The sequence below is a fragment of the Roseibium sp. genome (assembly GCF_051016195.1).
In the GTDB taxonomy this organism is placed as follows: domain Bacteria; phylum Pseudomonadota; class Alphaproteobacteria; order Rhizobiales; family Stappiaceae; genus Roseibium.
The window spans coordinates 3428903-3443705 of the sequence record NZ_CP134616.1; the positions used below are offsets into that span (position 1 = coordinate 3428903).

The following is a 14803-nucleotide window of genomic DNA, read 5'->3' on the forward strand; positions in this document are numbered from 1 at the left end:
TCGTGGCCGTCACGAGATGGGAGACAAACGTCAATGCAGGAAGCTGGTTGTCCGACGGATGTCTTAACCTTACGTCCAGTTCTAAATCGCTCTTTATATTATCATATTACTGACTTGAGACAAACAGACAGACTGAAACACAAAGAAATAGTGAAAAAAGAGAAGATTAAAAAGAGATATGAGAACTGCACCAAATACACAGTGTGTAGCGCATAGCTGCGAAACAGGTGTTCGTTGAGGCATTCATCTCGAAGCCGGCCATTGAAGCTTTCGACAAAACCGTTTTGCATGGGTTTGCCTAGGGCGATGTAGTGCCATTCGACGCCGCAATCCTCCAACTTTTCGGCAGCATCTGCAAGGCTCAGGAGCCAATGCGCGTTCAGGCACTCCGCCCTGAACCGCCCATTGAATGCCTCGATGAAGGCGTTGTCGGTCGGCTTGCCCGGGCGGGAGAAGTCCAGCGTGACGCCTTTCTGGTAAGAGCCACCGGAATTTGCTCACCAATTCATTGCGGAAATTTTCAAACGAGCAGTCAAAGAGATGCAAATTCCAGCAGCAAATCCGGATTTCGGCCCGCCCCCTTAAGTTCTTCACGCACATCGCTTAGCGCTTTGTACAGTCGAAGCAAATTTGGTCGGGATTCAGCCTGTCTCTTCAAGCGTGGCAGTGCGTAGTTTACGGCTTCTAGCATCATATCTGCGGCGGCATCACTGCCGGCGACGAGCGCCCAATTATCGACCACTCGCCATCGAAGAAGCCCTACCAATAAAAATGGCGGATAACCGGGCAGGAGGCTTTGTGAAACGTGGGCTTTGTGGAACGACAGCCCATGGAACCAACCGCCAGCGATCTCAACGCTGGGCGTGTCTTTGTTCAGCAGATGGATATTCGGACCAAGATTTCCGTGGGCACGGTGCTCCAGAAGGGCATCGTGGTTGCCACGGATCAGCACCGTAGGGATACGGGCGTCCGCAGCCCGCGTCAGTTGCGAGATCAGGAAGGCTCGGGATTTCAAGTCAGGCTGGTCGTTGTCAAAGATATCGCCAGCAAGCACCAGTGCGTCGACGTTTTCCGAGATGGCCAAGTCGACAATGTTGATGAACGCATCACGGCTTGCCAGTTTCAGTTGGTCTCCGAGTTCCGGATTGCGCATCGCGGCCGAGCGGATCGGCGAGCCCAGATGAATGTCAGCTGAAGCGAGAAGCCGCATAAAGTTCAAGTCCCTCCCATATGAAAACATGTATTAAATAAGTCAGCTAGTAAAACGATAGGTTGTGACGTTCACTTTGTCCAAGCTAATTAATGAAAAACTTGTGACGAAAGGAACCCCGGAACTTTCATTCCTTAGCTTGCGCGAGCGTTAATCAGACACGGACGACAAACGTTTGCATTAAACGATCTCGCTTCCGACTTGGCGAGCCGTGCAGTGGCAATGGCTCGCGAGGAATATCGGCAAGTGCACAATGGCAAACAGATTGCCATGATTGGCTTTGCCTACAGGAATGGCATGCGCTCCGATATGCCATCTTGGTATACAGCCTTTGCCCGTTCGGTATCGCCAACCAAGGAAATCGAATTTCACTACGAAAGTCTGCAGCCCGATTTGGCACCAAAGCATATGCAGCAAAAGACGAGGATGGTGACTGACGATCAATACAAGTCATTCTGCAAAATCTTCTGCGATGAGGTAAACCGCATTTGCGGCCAATCGTATTTCGAGCACGAAGATAGTGACGTCTTGGATGACAACACCCTTTATGAGGCCTACAGGCAAGGTGACGACCCACTGGTAGCAGCTGCGATGTATTGCCACGAAAACGGTCTGAACCACGAAACTTTTGCGAGTTACGAAAGCTACCGTGCCGCCTTTGCCAACGAGTTTGAACGGTTGGTATCAAATCCCTCAGAGGCCACCATTAGATTGTCCGCTGTTGATGATACGAAGGTCCATGCAAGTTTTTTGGCGGGAACTCATCCACGCCTCGCAGCCGCCGGATACCACGAGATAGTCAACTGACCGCATCGCTTGCGATGCGCCGCATATATTGTTGCATGCTTGCGATCTGGTTTGACCACTTCGTGGGCATCGCTAATCATTCGGTCCGTGCAGACGCTCCAGGGGTGTACTTTGAGCGGTGCGGCAAGGGAATACGGATTAACTGCATCGTCGACACGCTTTGGCATAAGAGCGTCAAGATCCGAATTGCAGAGATAGACGCACCAGAAATCAGTAGACCCCCACTGTGCGGCTGAAAGAGAGCTAGGTGAGGAGGCGACGCTACGGCCCTTGGATCTGGTCAATGCTGGTGCTTTCCAGATTAAGGTGTGGTCGGGCAGTGATGAAGACAGGTACGGACGCAAGCTGCGGTTACTTGTACGGGACGGCAAGTCCCTTGGCGACATTCTCGTGTCAGAGGGCTTGGCGCGGAGATGGACCGGGACCAAGCTGCGCTGGTGCTGATCGCGTTGAGGTGAAACCTTGCCGGATCGTCTTTCTGCTCCGAAATCCAAAAAAGGATTTTGAGGGGGGGCAGGAGGCCGACGAGCAATTTTGGGTAGGGTAGGAGCTCCTGGAGCGTGTTCGCGTGCTAGAGGTGCATTTCTGGCCGATCTAAAGCACGTTTACTGTGGGGATGGAGTTTTCTCTCGCTATTTTTCAAGGATTGTGAAGTTATCTTCAAAATCATCTAGCATTCATGCTGCGTGTAGAGTGCATTAGTAGTGAGTTACTTGTATTGAGAAAACGTAGAAATAATCTGTACCTGCGCTGGTTTCTTGAGGCGGATGCTTCTGCCGGTATTTTTACTGTGCTTTTTTCTCGTCTGTGCTCTGGCGTTGTTTTGTAGTTTTGTTCTCGTTTTTAATGCACATGAAGGTACGTTAGCGCCGTTGATTGGATAGTATAATCAAATAGCATTATAACTATAGACTCTAAGATCCATATATTTAGCTTGTTTATCTAACAGAGTATCTAGCTGTATATCTAATTGAGTATCTAGCTTAGTATCTATCTGGAAATCTAGCTGTATATATAGCCGTATATCTAACTTAATATCTAACTATACTACTAACTGTATTGTTATACTAGTATATTATCTTATTATATATTAATAAATCTAATAGTAGGCTAGCTGGTGTTCTAGCTTAATTGCTATCTATTATTCCTTATAGGGTCCGGATAGAAATAAGTTATTTAAGTCAATAAGTTAGCCAAAAATCCTAAGTACAGGGGTTATGTACAGGCGACTACTACTAAAATGTCCATGCAAATTTCAGATTTGATTCGTAAAGGTAGCAATGACTATTGGTTTCTAATCGGGTTGCTAACTATCAATGCCGGAGCACTAAGCAACCGGATCGTAATTCTCTAGTTATTGCGGATTATCCGCTGCTTTGGTTGCTCGCGGGATACGGATGCAAGCTACATTTCGCCTGCTAGCCTTTCGCAATTGCTAGATTCCCCATTTTCGCAATGCGGCTTCTGCTCCAGCTTGGTCCCCTTTGATCCTCAGTACAGTTTGACGGGTTAACCCCGTTGCCTTTGAGATTGCCGAAGCTCCAACGCCTTGGGCTAACAGGTCCAGGACTGCATTGAATCTTTCTCGGTCATAGCTAGGTTTTTTACCGCGATAGCGTGTCGTGTCGCCCTTTCTAGCTTCAATTCCGGCCCGCTGAGCGGCTTTCGTGGCTTCTGCTTGGGCCTGAGCCGTCGCAGCCATAAACGCTATCAGCGCGTCCCTGACGGCCTGCTGCATCGGATCTGTCGTCGCGCCGTCAAATGTCATCCCGTTGATGACGGTTTTGATTATTATGCCTTCCTTCATGAAGCGGCGAATGGTGTCGGTCACGTCTTCATAGTTTCGCCCGAGCCGATCCACCCAGCGTACGACGAGCGTGTCCCCTCTACGTAGCTTGTCGAAGAGGCGCTTGCCTTCTGACCTGTCCGTAAGTTTGGTGCTTACGCCTGACACTCCGTGATCTGCAACGACTTCGTCGATGATAAAGCCTGCAGCTTCAGCCTGCGTTGTTTGGTGGTCTAGCGTCTGGTCGACGGTTGACACACGAGCATAGAGAATTGTTTGGGACATAACAGCTATCCGTCCGTTAGAGTTATGTCCGTTAGAGTGCATGTACGTTGATTGATGTCAACCCTTACGTACATGGAGATGTCGATGCCGATGTATGTACGTTGAGGTATACCACTACGGACGCGTGCCTAAACCCCCATCTCCTTGTACCTTTTGGCTTGCATCTTAGGTTGACATTGAAAGATTGTACTCATTGGTAGAGTAAATTTATGGAGGCTAGAACACCAGAGCCCTGAGGGGGAAACGGCCATACGAAGCAGCTCTTATACCCACTCGTAAATTTTTTTAGTGTCGGGAATCGCGATCAGATTGCACCTTAAATTCGAACGCAATCTCAACTAAGCGTAGCAGTTGACGAGAGATTCTTTTAGTGGCGTAGTGCATTGAAATAGGGAGTGAAGTGTTATGAGCCAGAAGCGCAATTGGTCCACTTTTGAAGATCGTGTGCGCGAAATGGCAGGAGTTATGTGGGGCCGTCCTTGCACTCCGCAACGCGTAGGAGGGGTGAATATCGATGGCGTTACGGTACTTGACTCTGAAATTCAATGCTTCGTTGAGATAACTCAAGAGCGGTCTCTGGCGAAAGTTCGCGAGGACATCATTAAACTCCAAACAGCAAAAAATGCTATGTTTTTGAAAGGGGTGATGGCCAGATGCTTTTGCGTCGTAGATGGCGGAGTTACTCCTGCCATGCGGGATGCTGGCAAAGAGCAGCACATTCACGTGCTTTCATTTGATGAATTCAGCAAGCAATTCTTTGACTTTAATACATACGCTTCAGCGAGAAAAGTATCAACATTTGGTAGCTCGATTAATCCTATAACTGGTGATGCCGATGACACAAAATACGTTCGCGTTCAGTACAACGTTGAAGGCAAAAAACATGACATATCAACTAAAGAAATTGCCGAATACCTTCTAAGCGGAAAAAATGTAGTCCTTCTTGGGGAATACGGCAGCGGCAAAAGCAGGTGCATCCGAGAAGTATTTAATCTCCTCAGCGAAACTGCAATAGATAATTTTTGCTATCCAGTTGCGATAGACTTACGCAAATCTTGGGGGTTGCGTCAAAGTACGGAACTATTGCGCCGTCATTTTAGCGAGTTAGGATTAGACACCCTCGAAAGTAGCGCGATTAAAGCGTTTAACGCAAAATCACTTATTATTTTATTAGATGGGTTTGACGAAATTGGTTCTCAAGCCTGGAGTAATGACAGTAATCGTCTAAAGTTCATACGAGCAAAGTCATTGGAAGGGGTAAAAGACATAATCCAGAGCAACGGTGGAGGTTGCTTAGTCGCAGGACGGGAGCACTATTTTCCGAGCACAGAAGAAATGTTTAACGCTCTAGGAATGCAACGAAATAACACTGTAATAATTCGGTCTAAAAACGAGTTCAGTGAAAGTGAATTGCTTGAATACTTTCAAAATAGGGACATTGATGTTGAGGTTCCGACTTGGCTACCCAGACGTCCTCTTATTTGTCAAACCATCGGAGAACTCGCAGAAGATGATTTCGAAAAGATGTTTGGAGAAGAGGGAGATGAGATATCTTTCTGGAATCATTTCATAAATGTTCTCTGCCAACGCGACGCGAACATCCACGTTTCTTTTGATTCTCAAACCATAATGCAGATATTTGTACATCTGGCACGGTTGACGCGAACTAAGGCATCCAATGTAGGGCCAATATCTCTTGCCGAGCTGCAAAATGCATTTGAGGCTGCGACGGGATCTGCACCCGTTGAGGAAGCTTCCGTTATGCTGCAACGGTTGCCAAGTCTTGGTCGAGTAGGCGCCGAATCTAATGACCGTCAGTTCGTGGATATTTATATTCTTGATGGATTACGAGCAAAAGATATAGCTTCTATTAGCTTGTTCGATGATCAAGGAGCGGATAGCGCTACAACCCAAAAATGGCAGAATCCACTCGATGACTTGGGGCAGCGTGTTTTTGCTTCAGATACTTCCTTAGCTGAACAGACGAAACTACAACTCGCCCAGATGGCCGTCAAAAACGGAAATCTCGTGTTGGCGAGCGACATTGTTGCGGCGTTGATGCGCGCTAGTGATACCCTGATGGATTTCGAACATTTGGAGTTGCGAAACGGAGACTTTTTATTACTGCCACTTGATGAAAGGGCGCTTTCCAACCTTCGATTGCTTGATAGCTATATAGGCGAACTAGCTTTTCCGGTTAAATCTTGCAAGCAAGTCGCGATTGAGAATTGCATATCGCCAAAGGTTACGGGTGTTGCGTCTCAATCCGCACTACCTGCCTGGATTAAAGGCTTAGAAGTCGAAGAATTCGACTCTGTAGCAAGCGTTTCTCGTATTCGAAAAATTGGCTTAAAGCCTGCCCATGAAATTCTGACAACGATTATCCGGAAGACTTTCTTTCAAAAGGGAGCGGGCAGAAAGGAAGAAGCCCTACTACGCGGCCTCGGCATGATTTCCGGTAAGAATTATGCTACGCGCGTTTTGAATATTTTGATCAGAGAGGGCCTATTAACTACATTCAAGGGTAATGAAGGTACTGTATACTCGCCAGTGCGAGCTCATACACGCCGGATGCAAGCCATCCTAGATGAGCTCTCGGCAAGCACCGATCCGCTTTGGCTGGAAGTTGATGGGCTTTAACTAAAAGTTGGTTCGGCTGGTCGCGTTAGGTCATGCTAGCTTCAGAGAAATTGTTATACTGGTAGCGCACAGATACCACCACCGCGCGCGGTGTACAGGCTTGCCTAGGCACCCCGTACTGTTTTCTGAGGTGAGACATGAAAGGGAGACAGTCTCTCGAAGAAGCGTTGAATCCACCTGTTTCTCCCCTAGGCTTTTGGCAAGAAGCGTGCCTGCGATAATGAGGCCGTTCACGGCAATCAGTGCAACTAGAAATACGTTTCGATCACCCCGTCTATGATTGGCTTGGACGGTGTCTGTAGTTCTGCTAAGGGTGAGACACGCAGGTGGGACATTGTGTTCCACCTCTCGCCGCTGCATTCAGTGATTACAAGGTGTTAAAGCGGTGGTGGGCGCTCCCTCCGGGCCCACCATTTATCTTGCCGCCAGGACGAACTGTTGCGGCTGACCCATTCGTCGGCACCGTCGCAGTTCCGGACTTCCCACATGATCGACGTTGGTAAGCGCATGAGTTGCATTGCCGCTGCCTGGGTCTCCTGAAACAGGCTGGGGCAAGAGCTGGCCGAGGCCGAATCCCGGTTATTTTTCAGGTTGCACGGCAGGGGATTTGGTCACGTTAATAGTGTAATTCGCAACCGGATACAAAATCAGGATGCGCACAATATTTTTTTATTAAGTTATTGAAGTAAAATCGTTTTTTGTTGATCAATGTCTCTCTGAATCGCAGAAATACCACCGGAAATTTTAACCTTGCGTTAAGTCAGGTTGTTAGGTATGTTTAACAGTGGCCAGAATTTATGGTTAATTTAGGCGTATTTTTTGTAAGTGGAGGTTGTGGTGAGATTAGCTACATTAGCCGCTGCTATTGTCTTTTCAGTCAGTGCAACGGTAACTCAGGCGGCTCCGGTCTACTTCAGCGGGCCGACCGACACGAACGTCGACGGTAAGACCTACACCGATGGTGTGGTCAACGTGACTGTGGACGGCGGAACATTCAACGGTTCAGGCTCAATCTGTCTGAGCTGCGGCGTCGCCGGTCAATACTGGGGTGGTCTCGGTGTCTATAGTCATCGGGGCGACAGCCATCAGGTTGATGGACGCAACGAAAACGACATCGTCAAATTCACGTTCGATTACGAAGTCATTCTCGAGGCAGTGACGTTTACGTATGTGGACCGCAAAGACGAGTTTTCTTTCGCGACAATGGATGGTGGTCCGCTGGGTGTGATCGCGCGGAACGTCGACATCCCGGGCAGCGGGATTGCGACCTACACGTTCAACAGCATCTGGCAGGGCACGATGTTCGGCATCGGCGCCTGGGACAAGAACGACAACTTCAAGATCAAGGCGCTGCACTACAGCAAGGTGAACGTGGTTCCGCTTCCGGCATCCGTTCTGCTGCTTGGCTCCGCGATTGGTTTTGCAGGCTTCGTCAGCCGTCGCCGCAAAAAGGCCTCGTGAAGATGGCCGGCGGGAATCCCGCCGGACCGATACACAATCAGACGTTTCAGGGTTTTACGTGAATGTGCACCCTGAACAGCGTTCCAGCCCCGCCGATCTCTTCGGCGGGGTTTTTTGTTTCGCGGTGTTATCGTCACGACCTCGCGGCAGGCACGTCTTTGGCCGGCCGGCAGGATAAGGGCTGCGGTCGGGTCTTCCGCTTAAGTTCACCTAGCTGCACAAGGCGGGAACCTTTCTGAAACACCTTTCAAGAAAGTCGGTGAAGGCGCGCACGCGAGCGGAGGGCAGGCGAGAGGGCGGGCGGACGGCGAAGACCTGCCAGAAGGGCGAGACGGTATAGGTGTCCAGAACCGGCACCAGTGTTCCGGCAGCCAGATGGTCGGCAATCTCCCAGGTGCATTTGCGTGCGATTCCAAGTCCCGAAAGCGCGGCCTCGGTGATCGCCTCGGCGCTTGTGCTGGAAAAGTTGCCGCTGGTCCTGACATCATGGAGCGTGCCGTCGGATGCAGCCAGTGACCAGGTGCGCATGTCTTCGCGGGCAAGGCAATTGTGCCCTTTCAGATCGTCCAGCGTCGATGGAACCCCATGTTTGTCCAGATAGCCGGGCGCGGCGACCAGGCCCCGCGGGCTCACGGCCAGCTTGCGCGCCTTGAGCGTTGAGGGGGCCAATGCACCGATGCGGATCGCCATGTCGAACCCCTGTTCCACAATATCAATGACGCTGTCGCTCATGGCGAGCTGGAGCGAGACGCCGGGGTGACACTCGAGGAATTCCGTCACGTGCGGGGCAATGTGCAGGCGGCCGAAGGAAGCCGAACAGGCAATCCGCAGTTCGCCCTTGATGTCGTGCGGGTCGGGCCTGATATCCGCGAGCGCTTCCTCGACATCGCCCAGAATGCGCTTGGCATGGGCCAGGAAAATTTCGCCGTCCGTCGACAGAGACACGGCCCGGGTGGTCCGGTGAAACAGCTGTGTCCCGATCGTCGCTTCCAGCGTCTGCAGGCGCTGGGTCGCTGCCGTCGCGGAGAGCCCGAATTCCGCCCCGGCCTTGCCGATTGCACCGAGCGCGGCCACGCGCACAAACAGTTCGAGTGATTTCAGGTCGACAGACATTCTTTTGTTTTTCCAAATAGTAATTTTGAAAGCCTGCCGATTATTAGCGAAATGCGGACCATATTTAAAGGGCGAGACAAAACGCGCGCCATGCGCTGCGCCAGTATCCGGGAGTTTCAAGATGCGCCTCTTCAGCCTTGCCGTTGCCTCGTCCGTCATCGTTTCGCTTGTTGCAGTTGCGGCTGCGTCCCAGACCCTGCAATCGTCCAGGGCGGTGGAGGTGGTGCCGAGCGAGGAGGTGTCCTTCCAGCCCCTGAACCCCGCACGCGGGGATGCCAGCCCGCAGGCGGGCGTGCTGTGGGGCGATATCCGCGAGGATGTGCCGACCGGAACCATCATCCGGTTCCAGCCCGGCTTCAGTTCGCCGCCGCACATTCACAACATCACCTACCGTGCTGTCGTTATCAGCGGGGCTGTTCACAATGACGATCCGACCGCCGAACCCATGTGGATGGGGCCGGGCTCGTTCTGGACGCAGCCCGCCGGGGCAACCCACATCACGGCCGCGCGCGAAGATGCCGGATTGTCGACCGCCTTTCTGGAAATCCAGGAGGGGCCTTACCTTGTTCAGCCCAAGGACCGGGCCTTTGCCAATGGCGAATTTCCCGTGAATGTCGAGGCAGACAACATCGTCTGGATCGATGCGGCGGATGTCGCCTGGGTTGATGCGCCCGGGGCATCCTCCGGCGCGGACCAGCCGAAGATGGCATTCCTGTGGGGTGATCCGTCGGAGGCCGGGAAAAACGGAACCTTTCTGAAACTGCCCGCCGGTTTCGAAGGAAGGATTTCCGGCGGCGATGCCTGGCTGAAGGCCGTCGTCATCAGCGGCACCGCAACCCACCAATTGCCAGGCTCGTCCGAATCCACACCGCTCGACCCGGGCAGCTATTTCGGCTCGAAGACAAAAACGGTGCACAAGGTGACCTGCAGCGGGACGCAGGAATGTGTCTTTTACATGAGCGCAGAGGGCAAATACGACGTTTCGCGCTCCTGAGGGAGGCTGGGTCCATCACCTAGTCACGCGCGCTTCGTTCGTTTTCATTGCGATCATCGCAGCGGGCCGCGCGAGGGAGCAGAAAGATGCGGTTTTTGCCTATTGCCCGCGGGCCGATCACTTCCCGGTCGGTCAGCGACGCCATCGCGCGCGAGGAAGCCTCCGGTCTCGCCTACGTCTTTTGGGGACGAAGCGCGGTTCTTCTGATCCTGGCCGCCTGGGTGTCGCTCACGCTTCCCTTTGAGCGCTCCCAGCTATATCTCACCGCGGTTGCGGCCTTCGCGCTTCTCGGCATCGTTCCTTTTGCGCTTCGGCACAGGTATGCGGCGCACACGCGGCTGCTCTTTGGCTTCATCTTCCTCGATGCGGCGGCGCTCAGCTTTGTTCTGATTGTTCCGACTCCTTTCGACTTCGAGGGCTGGACGCAACAGATGAACCTCAGAACACCCGCCTTTCTTTATCTCGGGGTGTTCGTGGTCAGCATGGCGCTCAGCTACAAGCCCGCGCTGGTGATCTGGACCGGGTTGGCGGCAGCCAGCACCTGGACGCTTGGCTACCTTTGGGTCGCGACCCGCCCGGGCGCCATTCCGTTCACCTCCGGCGATGTGCTTGACGAAGGCATGGGGGCGGAAGCGGCGCTCGCCAAGGTGCTGGACCCGAACGCTGTCGGTCTTGCACGGCTTTCCAACCAGGTCGTGTTCCTGGTGCTGATCTCCGTCATTCTCACCATTGTGGTGGTGCGCTCGCGGGCGCTGGTGCGCCGCCAGGTGGCAGCCGAAGCGCAGCGGGCGATGCTGTCGCGCTACTTTTCTCCCAACATCGTGCGCGAATTTGCCGAAGGCCGCTGGCAGCCGGACGAGCCCGGCAACCGCCCCGTGGCGGTGCTGTTCGCGGACATGGTCGATTTCACGTCAATCTCCGAACGGCTGCCGCCGCAGGATCTGATCGCGCTTCTGCGCGCCTTTCACAGCCGCCTTGCCACAGTCGCCTTCGAGCAGGACGGAACGATCGACAAGTTCATCGGCGATGCGGTGATGGTGCATTTCGGCACCCCGCGCACCCGGCCCGATGACGCCGTGCGGGCGCTGACATGCGCGGCACGGATGGCCGATGCGATCCACGCATGGAACGCGGAGCGCGAGCAGGCCGGCGACCCGCCGATCGGCGTCGGCATCGGCGTTCACTACGGACGCGCGGTCGTCGGCAATATCGGTGATGCGCACAAGCTGGAATACACCGTTCTCGGCGACACGGTAAACGTCGCCAGCCGCCTGGAAAGCCTGACCCGCCAAACCGGCACCGATGTCGTCGTCAGCAACGAGCTGATCGAGGCGGTGAAAGCAAGCGGAGCGGACCCGCACGAGATTGCGCCGGGACTTCAGAACGCCGGAACGTTTGACATCCGCGGGCGGCGGGAGGCTGTTACGGTCTGGACGTTGGGGGGTGGGTGCCGGTCTGTACTCCTCTTTCCTTGAGCTCCGGGAAGAGGTCGACGGCTCGATCAGCGGCGGTGATGGCTGGCTGAGGGCGGTCGTCATCTACGAGGCCTCGACACATCAGGCATCTGGCGTTCTTTTCTTGAGCGCGGAAGGCAAATACTACGTTTCGCTATCCTACGGTGAGCGCAGAGCAATCAAAAAAAGACTTTATACCATGCCATTGGTGACATGCAGACGACGAGAGCAAGGCTGGGAAGCTCAGTTTTAGTCCCGGCACTTTTAAGCACGATGGCAGTCTGGTGTTTCAACTCAGCCTGAATTGCTCAAATCTACTAGCTTCATGCGATGAAATTTTGGTTGCAACTTGAGGTATATGACTCCTGCCGCGGATCTCGCGGATTCGATCAAGCGATACAGGCGATATTGCTTCAATATTGGTCATGCGTATTGCATAACCTGTACTGCAGCCTTCAAAATATTTGGAAAAAAGTTCTTTCGACACGGCCACGTCAAACCTGTATCTGTCCCACAGTTTGAACGTCTGATCATGTTCTATTGAGACAATTGTAGCTGTGGCGACGATTGCTCCGACGGGAAGCGTTGCGTAGATCCAAAGTCGCGAGCCACGAGGCATTGGTAAGAAGCGGCGCCGCAACTCAACTGTTTTGGAACCATCCACAATGTTCATAGCGTGCTGAGATTTTATTGAAATCATCGCTTGATCATTATTTTTCATTGGACCAACCTAAGTCAAAAATGCGCTGTGCAGCTTCCGTTGCTATCACAGTGGTTGTTTGCAAGTTTTGTGATCCTGTTGCCTTCAACCGCCGCATTTCGTTCAGAAAGACGGGGCGTGGAAACCGCAAAACAGAACTAAATCCAGTCAAAGTAACTTCTTCTCCCGCCGCAAACCGATCGACGCTGTCAAGCACCGTTTTTCTAAGGTCGCTGTCATTGGTCTCAGCCTTGTTTTGCGTAACAACGTTGTCGACACGTGCGGCAGCTACGATTGCTCCACGTCCACCTGTTCGTGAAGATTCATAGAACAAAACTAGTTGGTTGGGTTTGAACAAATTCTTAGTTCGTCCGCTGCTAACGTAAATTTTTTGCGAGCGAAATGCGCCGTCGAATTGATTTAGCAAGCTTGTTTGGTCTGAAGTTCCTAACAATTCAGCTGCATAAGCTTCAGCGATTGGTTGTATGCAAACCTGCCGATTGTTTGAAACTATCAAAGTAGGTGACAATGCTTTTTCAATTCGCACCAAGTCCCCTGGGCGTGAGCTTAGCAATTCATCAAAATTTTCGATCGTAGTCGGCAACTGCGTAACAAATTTCCTATCGACTAGTAGTCGTAGCCGGTCTAGATGCGCTTTGAAATTTTTGGGTGTTATCGGATATCCAAGTGCAATTTTAGTAAGTTGATTTTTGTCATGATCGTGAACAAATCCAGCCTGGAGCGCGGATTTATAAGTGAGAATTTGACCTGGAGTATTTTTAATTGAAATGAGGTTTAAGCTTGTTTGGTCTAGGTTATCAATTAATTGTGCAAGTAGTGTGTCTGCAATAATCTCTGCTCTCAAATGGTTGTGGTTTATTGAAAGTGTAATTTCATGTGGAAGCCCAAGGGTTGCAGGCGGTGTCGAGGCCAAGAGCCCTATCAAATTGCCATCATCGTCTAGTGCTGCTGTGAAATATTTAGAAGATCGTAGACTATCTTCTTGTAAGGCAGTTCTGAATAGTTCGGATTTAAATATTTGCGGCAAGAAGCCTTCTGCTGTCTTTGAATCTATTCTCTCAATTCTAAATCCATCTCCTTGGGTCGCTCTAGGTCCCTTTGGCGCCACGGTTGAGGATAGAGTTTCATGAAAGTCTTCCAAAGTGACTACTTCGAGCCCCCAATTATCACGAATAAACTTCCGGTTTTTTATTAAGACCCCGTCACTAGTTACAAATGCAGAGACGTTTCCAAAAACACACTCAGCCAAGTGTCTGCAATCGCTGTGGGCTTGCGGCGATCCAGCCTGAGAAGGTTTTTCAGTCTCAAAAATCTCCTTGTGTAGTGCTTTCTCTAGAGGAGCGATTTTGCCACTATCAACGGGCTTTAGCCGAGGTAGCGCTTTAGCCATCTCTAGAAGAGGGTCGATTTTTCCTATCGGTGTACTCCGCTCAAGTTCTTTCGAAAACTCGGAAGTTACTGCTATGCGCACGCGACCATCTAGCGCAGCGGCAAAAATATCGCTAGCTAATGGGTATTGCTGCCGTCCCGTTTTTACTAAGTCCAACAACACGTTAATGTCTATTATCCAGAGATTAGCCGATACCTCAGAGCGCGTTTGCGGAATTGGATAAGACTGCTTTTCGAAAGTACCGAAAAGGTGTGGGCTGTTGAGTAGCTTTTCTCTTACAACAATGTCTCGCTTTCTTGATTGCCCGCCTTTTTGGGTCCTTACGATTTCGAACTCGTTCCTTTGGTAAAATGATTGCGCAACAAGTAAGTCTCTTGCTGGTTTCGCAGATATTGCGAGAAAGCCTTCGGCCTCTAGTCTAGCTACGATCGTGTTTAGTAGTGTTTGTGCTATTCCAAGCCTGAGATGCTGCGGGTCAACTGCTATGGCCTGAATTCTAGCGTTGGGAAAAACGCCTCCAAAAATCAGAAATCCAGCTATCTTTCGATTGTCCGAAGATACTATTCTGGCTGCCATTAGTCGACCGCGTGAAATGGCTTGCTCTATACTACCCCGCGACCAAAACCCGATCTCAGACTTATATTTGTCAGCAATATAAGTCAGCTCATCTAGGTGGTTCTTCAAAGAACTAGGGTCGATAATAATCTCAACTGGGATCATATCTCTAGTCCAAATCTCAAAATTACACTCGGAAATGCAACTTATAAGAGTTTTTAAATGGTGTAGGCAAGGCTACTTTTTATGTGAGACACTTTTCGCCGGGTCCTAGGCATGAGTAACAGTTGGAAGCCTGGGGAAGAAATAGCCCTACCCATCTTCTCCCACCGACCTACCTACGGTTTCCAGACCGCCCCTTGCATCCGGGCTCCCTGTTCGGCACCG

The 14803-nt window shown here is 51.4% G+C and carries 10 protein-coding genes and 1 pseudogene; 5 read left to right on the forward strand and 6 right to left on the reverse strand.

Annotated features, from left to right (window positions below):
- Nucleotides 1–101: 101 nt before the first annotated feature.
- Both RDA78_RS15625 and RDA78_RS15630 read right to left on the reverse strand, forming a co-directional pair.
- Nucleotides 102–482, reverse strand: a pseudogene (locus tag RDA78_RS15625) (integrase core domain-containing protein); the annotation flags it as partial.
- 50 nt (nucleotides 483–532) lie between these two features.
- On the reverse strand, nucleotides 533–1210 hold the full coding sequence (locus tag RDA78_RS15630) for a metallophosphoesterase family protein (protein ID WP_434056156.1): 678 nt from the start codon (nucleotides 1208–1210) through the stop codon (nucleotides 533–535).
- Nucleotides 1211–1432: 222 nt separating this feature from the next.
- On the opposite strand from RDA78_RS15630, the gene RDA78_RS15635 reads away from it, so the two are divergent.
- Entirely contained in the window at nucleotides 1433–2017 is a 585-nt protein-coding gene (locus RDA78_RS15635; RefSeq protein WP_434050750.1) for a hypothetical protein, read from the forward strand.
- A 1435-nt stretch (nucleotides 2018–3452) separates the two neighbouring features.
- Here the strand turns inward: RDA78_RS15635 and RDA78_RS15640 are convergent.
- Nucleotides 3453–4088 (reverse strand): recombinase family protein, encoded by a 636-nt coding sequence (locus RDA78_RS15640; RefSeq protein WP_434050751.1) that lies wholly within the window; start codon nucleotides 4086–4088, stop codon nucleotides 3453–3455.
- Nucleotides 4089–4493: 405 nt separating this feature from the next.
- Between RDA78_RS15640 and RDA78_RS15645 the strand changes: the two genes are divergently transcribed.
- Nucleotides 4494–6728, forward strand: coding sequence for a hypothetical protein (locus tag RDA78_RS15645; RefSeq protein ID WP_434050752.1), 2235 nt, complete (start codon nucleotides 4494–4496; stop codon nucleotides 6726–6728).
- Between the two features lie 837 nt (nucleotides 6729–7565).
- Nucleotides 7566–8189 carry a VPLPA-CTERM sorting domain-containing protein gene (locus tag RDA78_RS15650; RefSeq protein WP_434050753.1) on the forward strand — a complete coding sequence of 208 codons (624 nt, stop codon included), beginning with the start codon at nucleotides 7566–7568 and terminating at the stop codon, nucleotides 8187–8189.
- Between the two features lie 210 nt (nucleotides 8190–8399).
- On the opposite strand, the gene RDA78_RS15655 is transcribed toward RDA78_RS15650, so the two are convergent.
- The gene (locus RDA78_RS15655; protein ID WP_434050754.1) at nucleotides 8400–9302 is read right to left on the reverse strand and encodes a LysR family transcriptional regulator; all 903 of its coding nucleotides are present in this window, start codon (nucleotides 9300–9302) and stop codon (nucleotides 8400–8402) included.
- Nucleotides 9303–9423: 121 nt separating this feature from the next.
- On the opposite strand from RDA78_RS15655, the gene RDA78_RS15660 reads away from it, so the two are divergent.
- Nucleotides 9424–10296, forward strand: a complete 873-nt coding sequence (locus tag RDA78_RS15660) for a DUF4437 domain-containing protein (RefSeq protein WP_434050755.1) — start codon at nucleotides 9424–9426, stop codon at nucleotides 10294–10296.
- A gap of 86 nt (nucleotides 10297–10382) precedes the next feature.
- Nucleotides 10383–11771, forward strand: coding sequence for an adenylate/guanylate cyclase domain-containing protein (locus tag RDA78_RS15665; protein WP_434050756.1), 1389 nt, complete (start codon nucleotides 10383–10385; stop codon nucleotides 11769–11771).
- 268 nt (nucleotides 11772–12039) lie between these two features.
- Here RDA78_RS15665 and RDA78_RS15670 read toward each other — a convergent pair whose 3' ends face one another.
- The gene (locus RDA78_RS15670; protein WP_434050757.1) at nucleotides 12040–12471 is read right to left on the reverse strand and encodes an ASCH domain-containing protein; all 432 of its coding nucleotides are present in this window, start codon (nucleotides 12469–12471) and stop codon (nucleotides 12040–12042) included.
- Nucleotides 12461–14581: a GNAT family N-acetyltransferase gene (locus RDA78_RS15675; RefSeq protein ID WP_434050758.1), complete on the reverse strand. Its 2121-nt coding sequence runs from the start codon at nucleotides 14579–14581 to the stop codon at nucleotides 12461–12463. Before RDA78_RS15675 ends, RDA78_RS15670 begins: the two co-directional genes overlap by 11 nt.
- Between the last annotated feature and the right edge of the window lie 222 nt (nucleotides 14582–14803).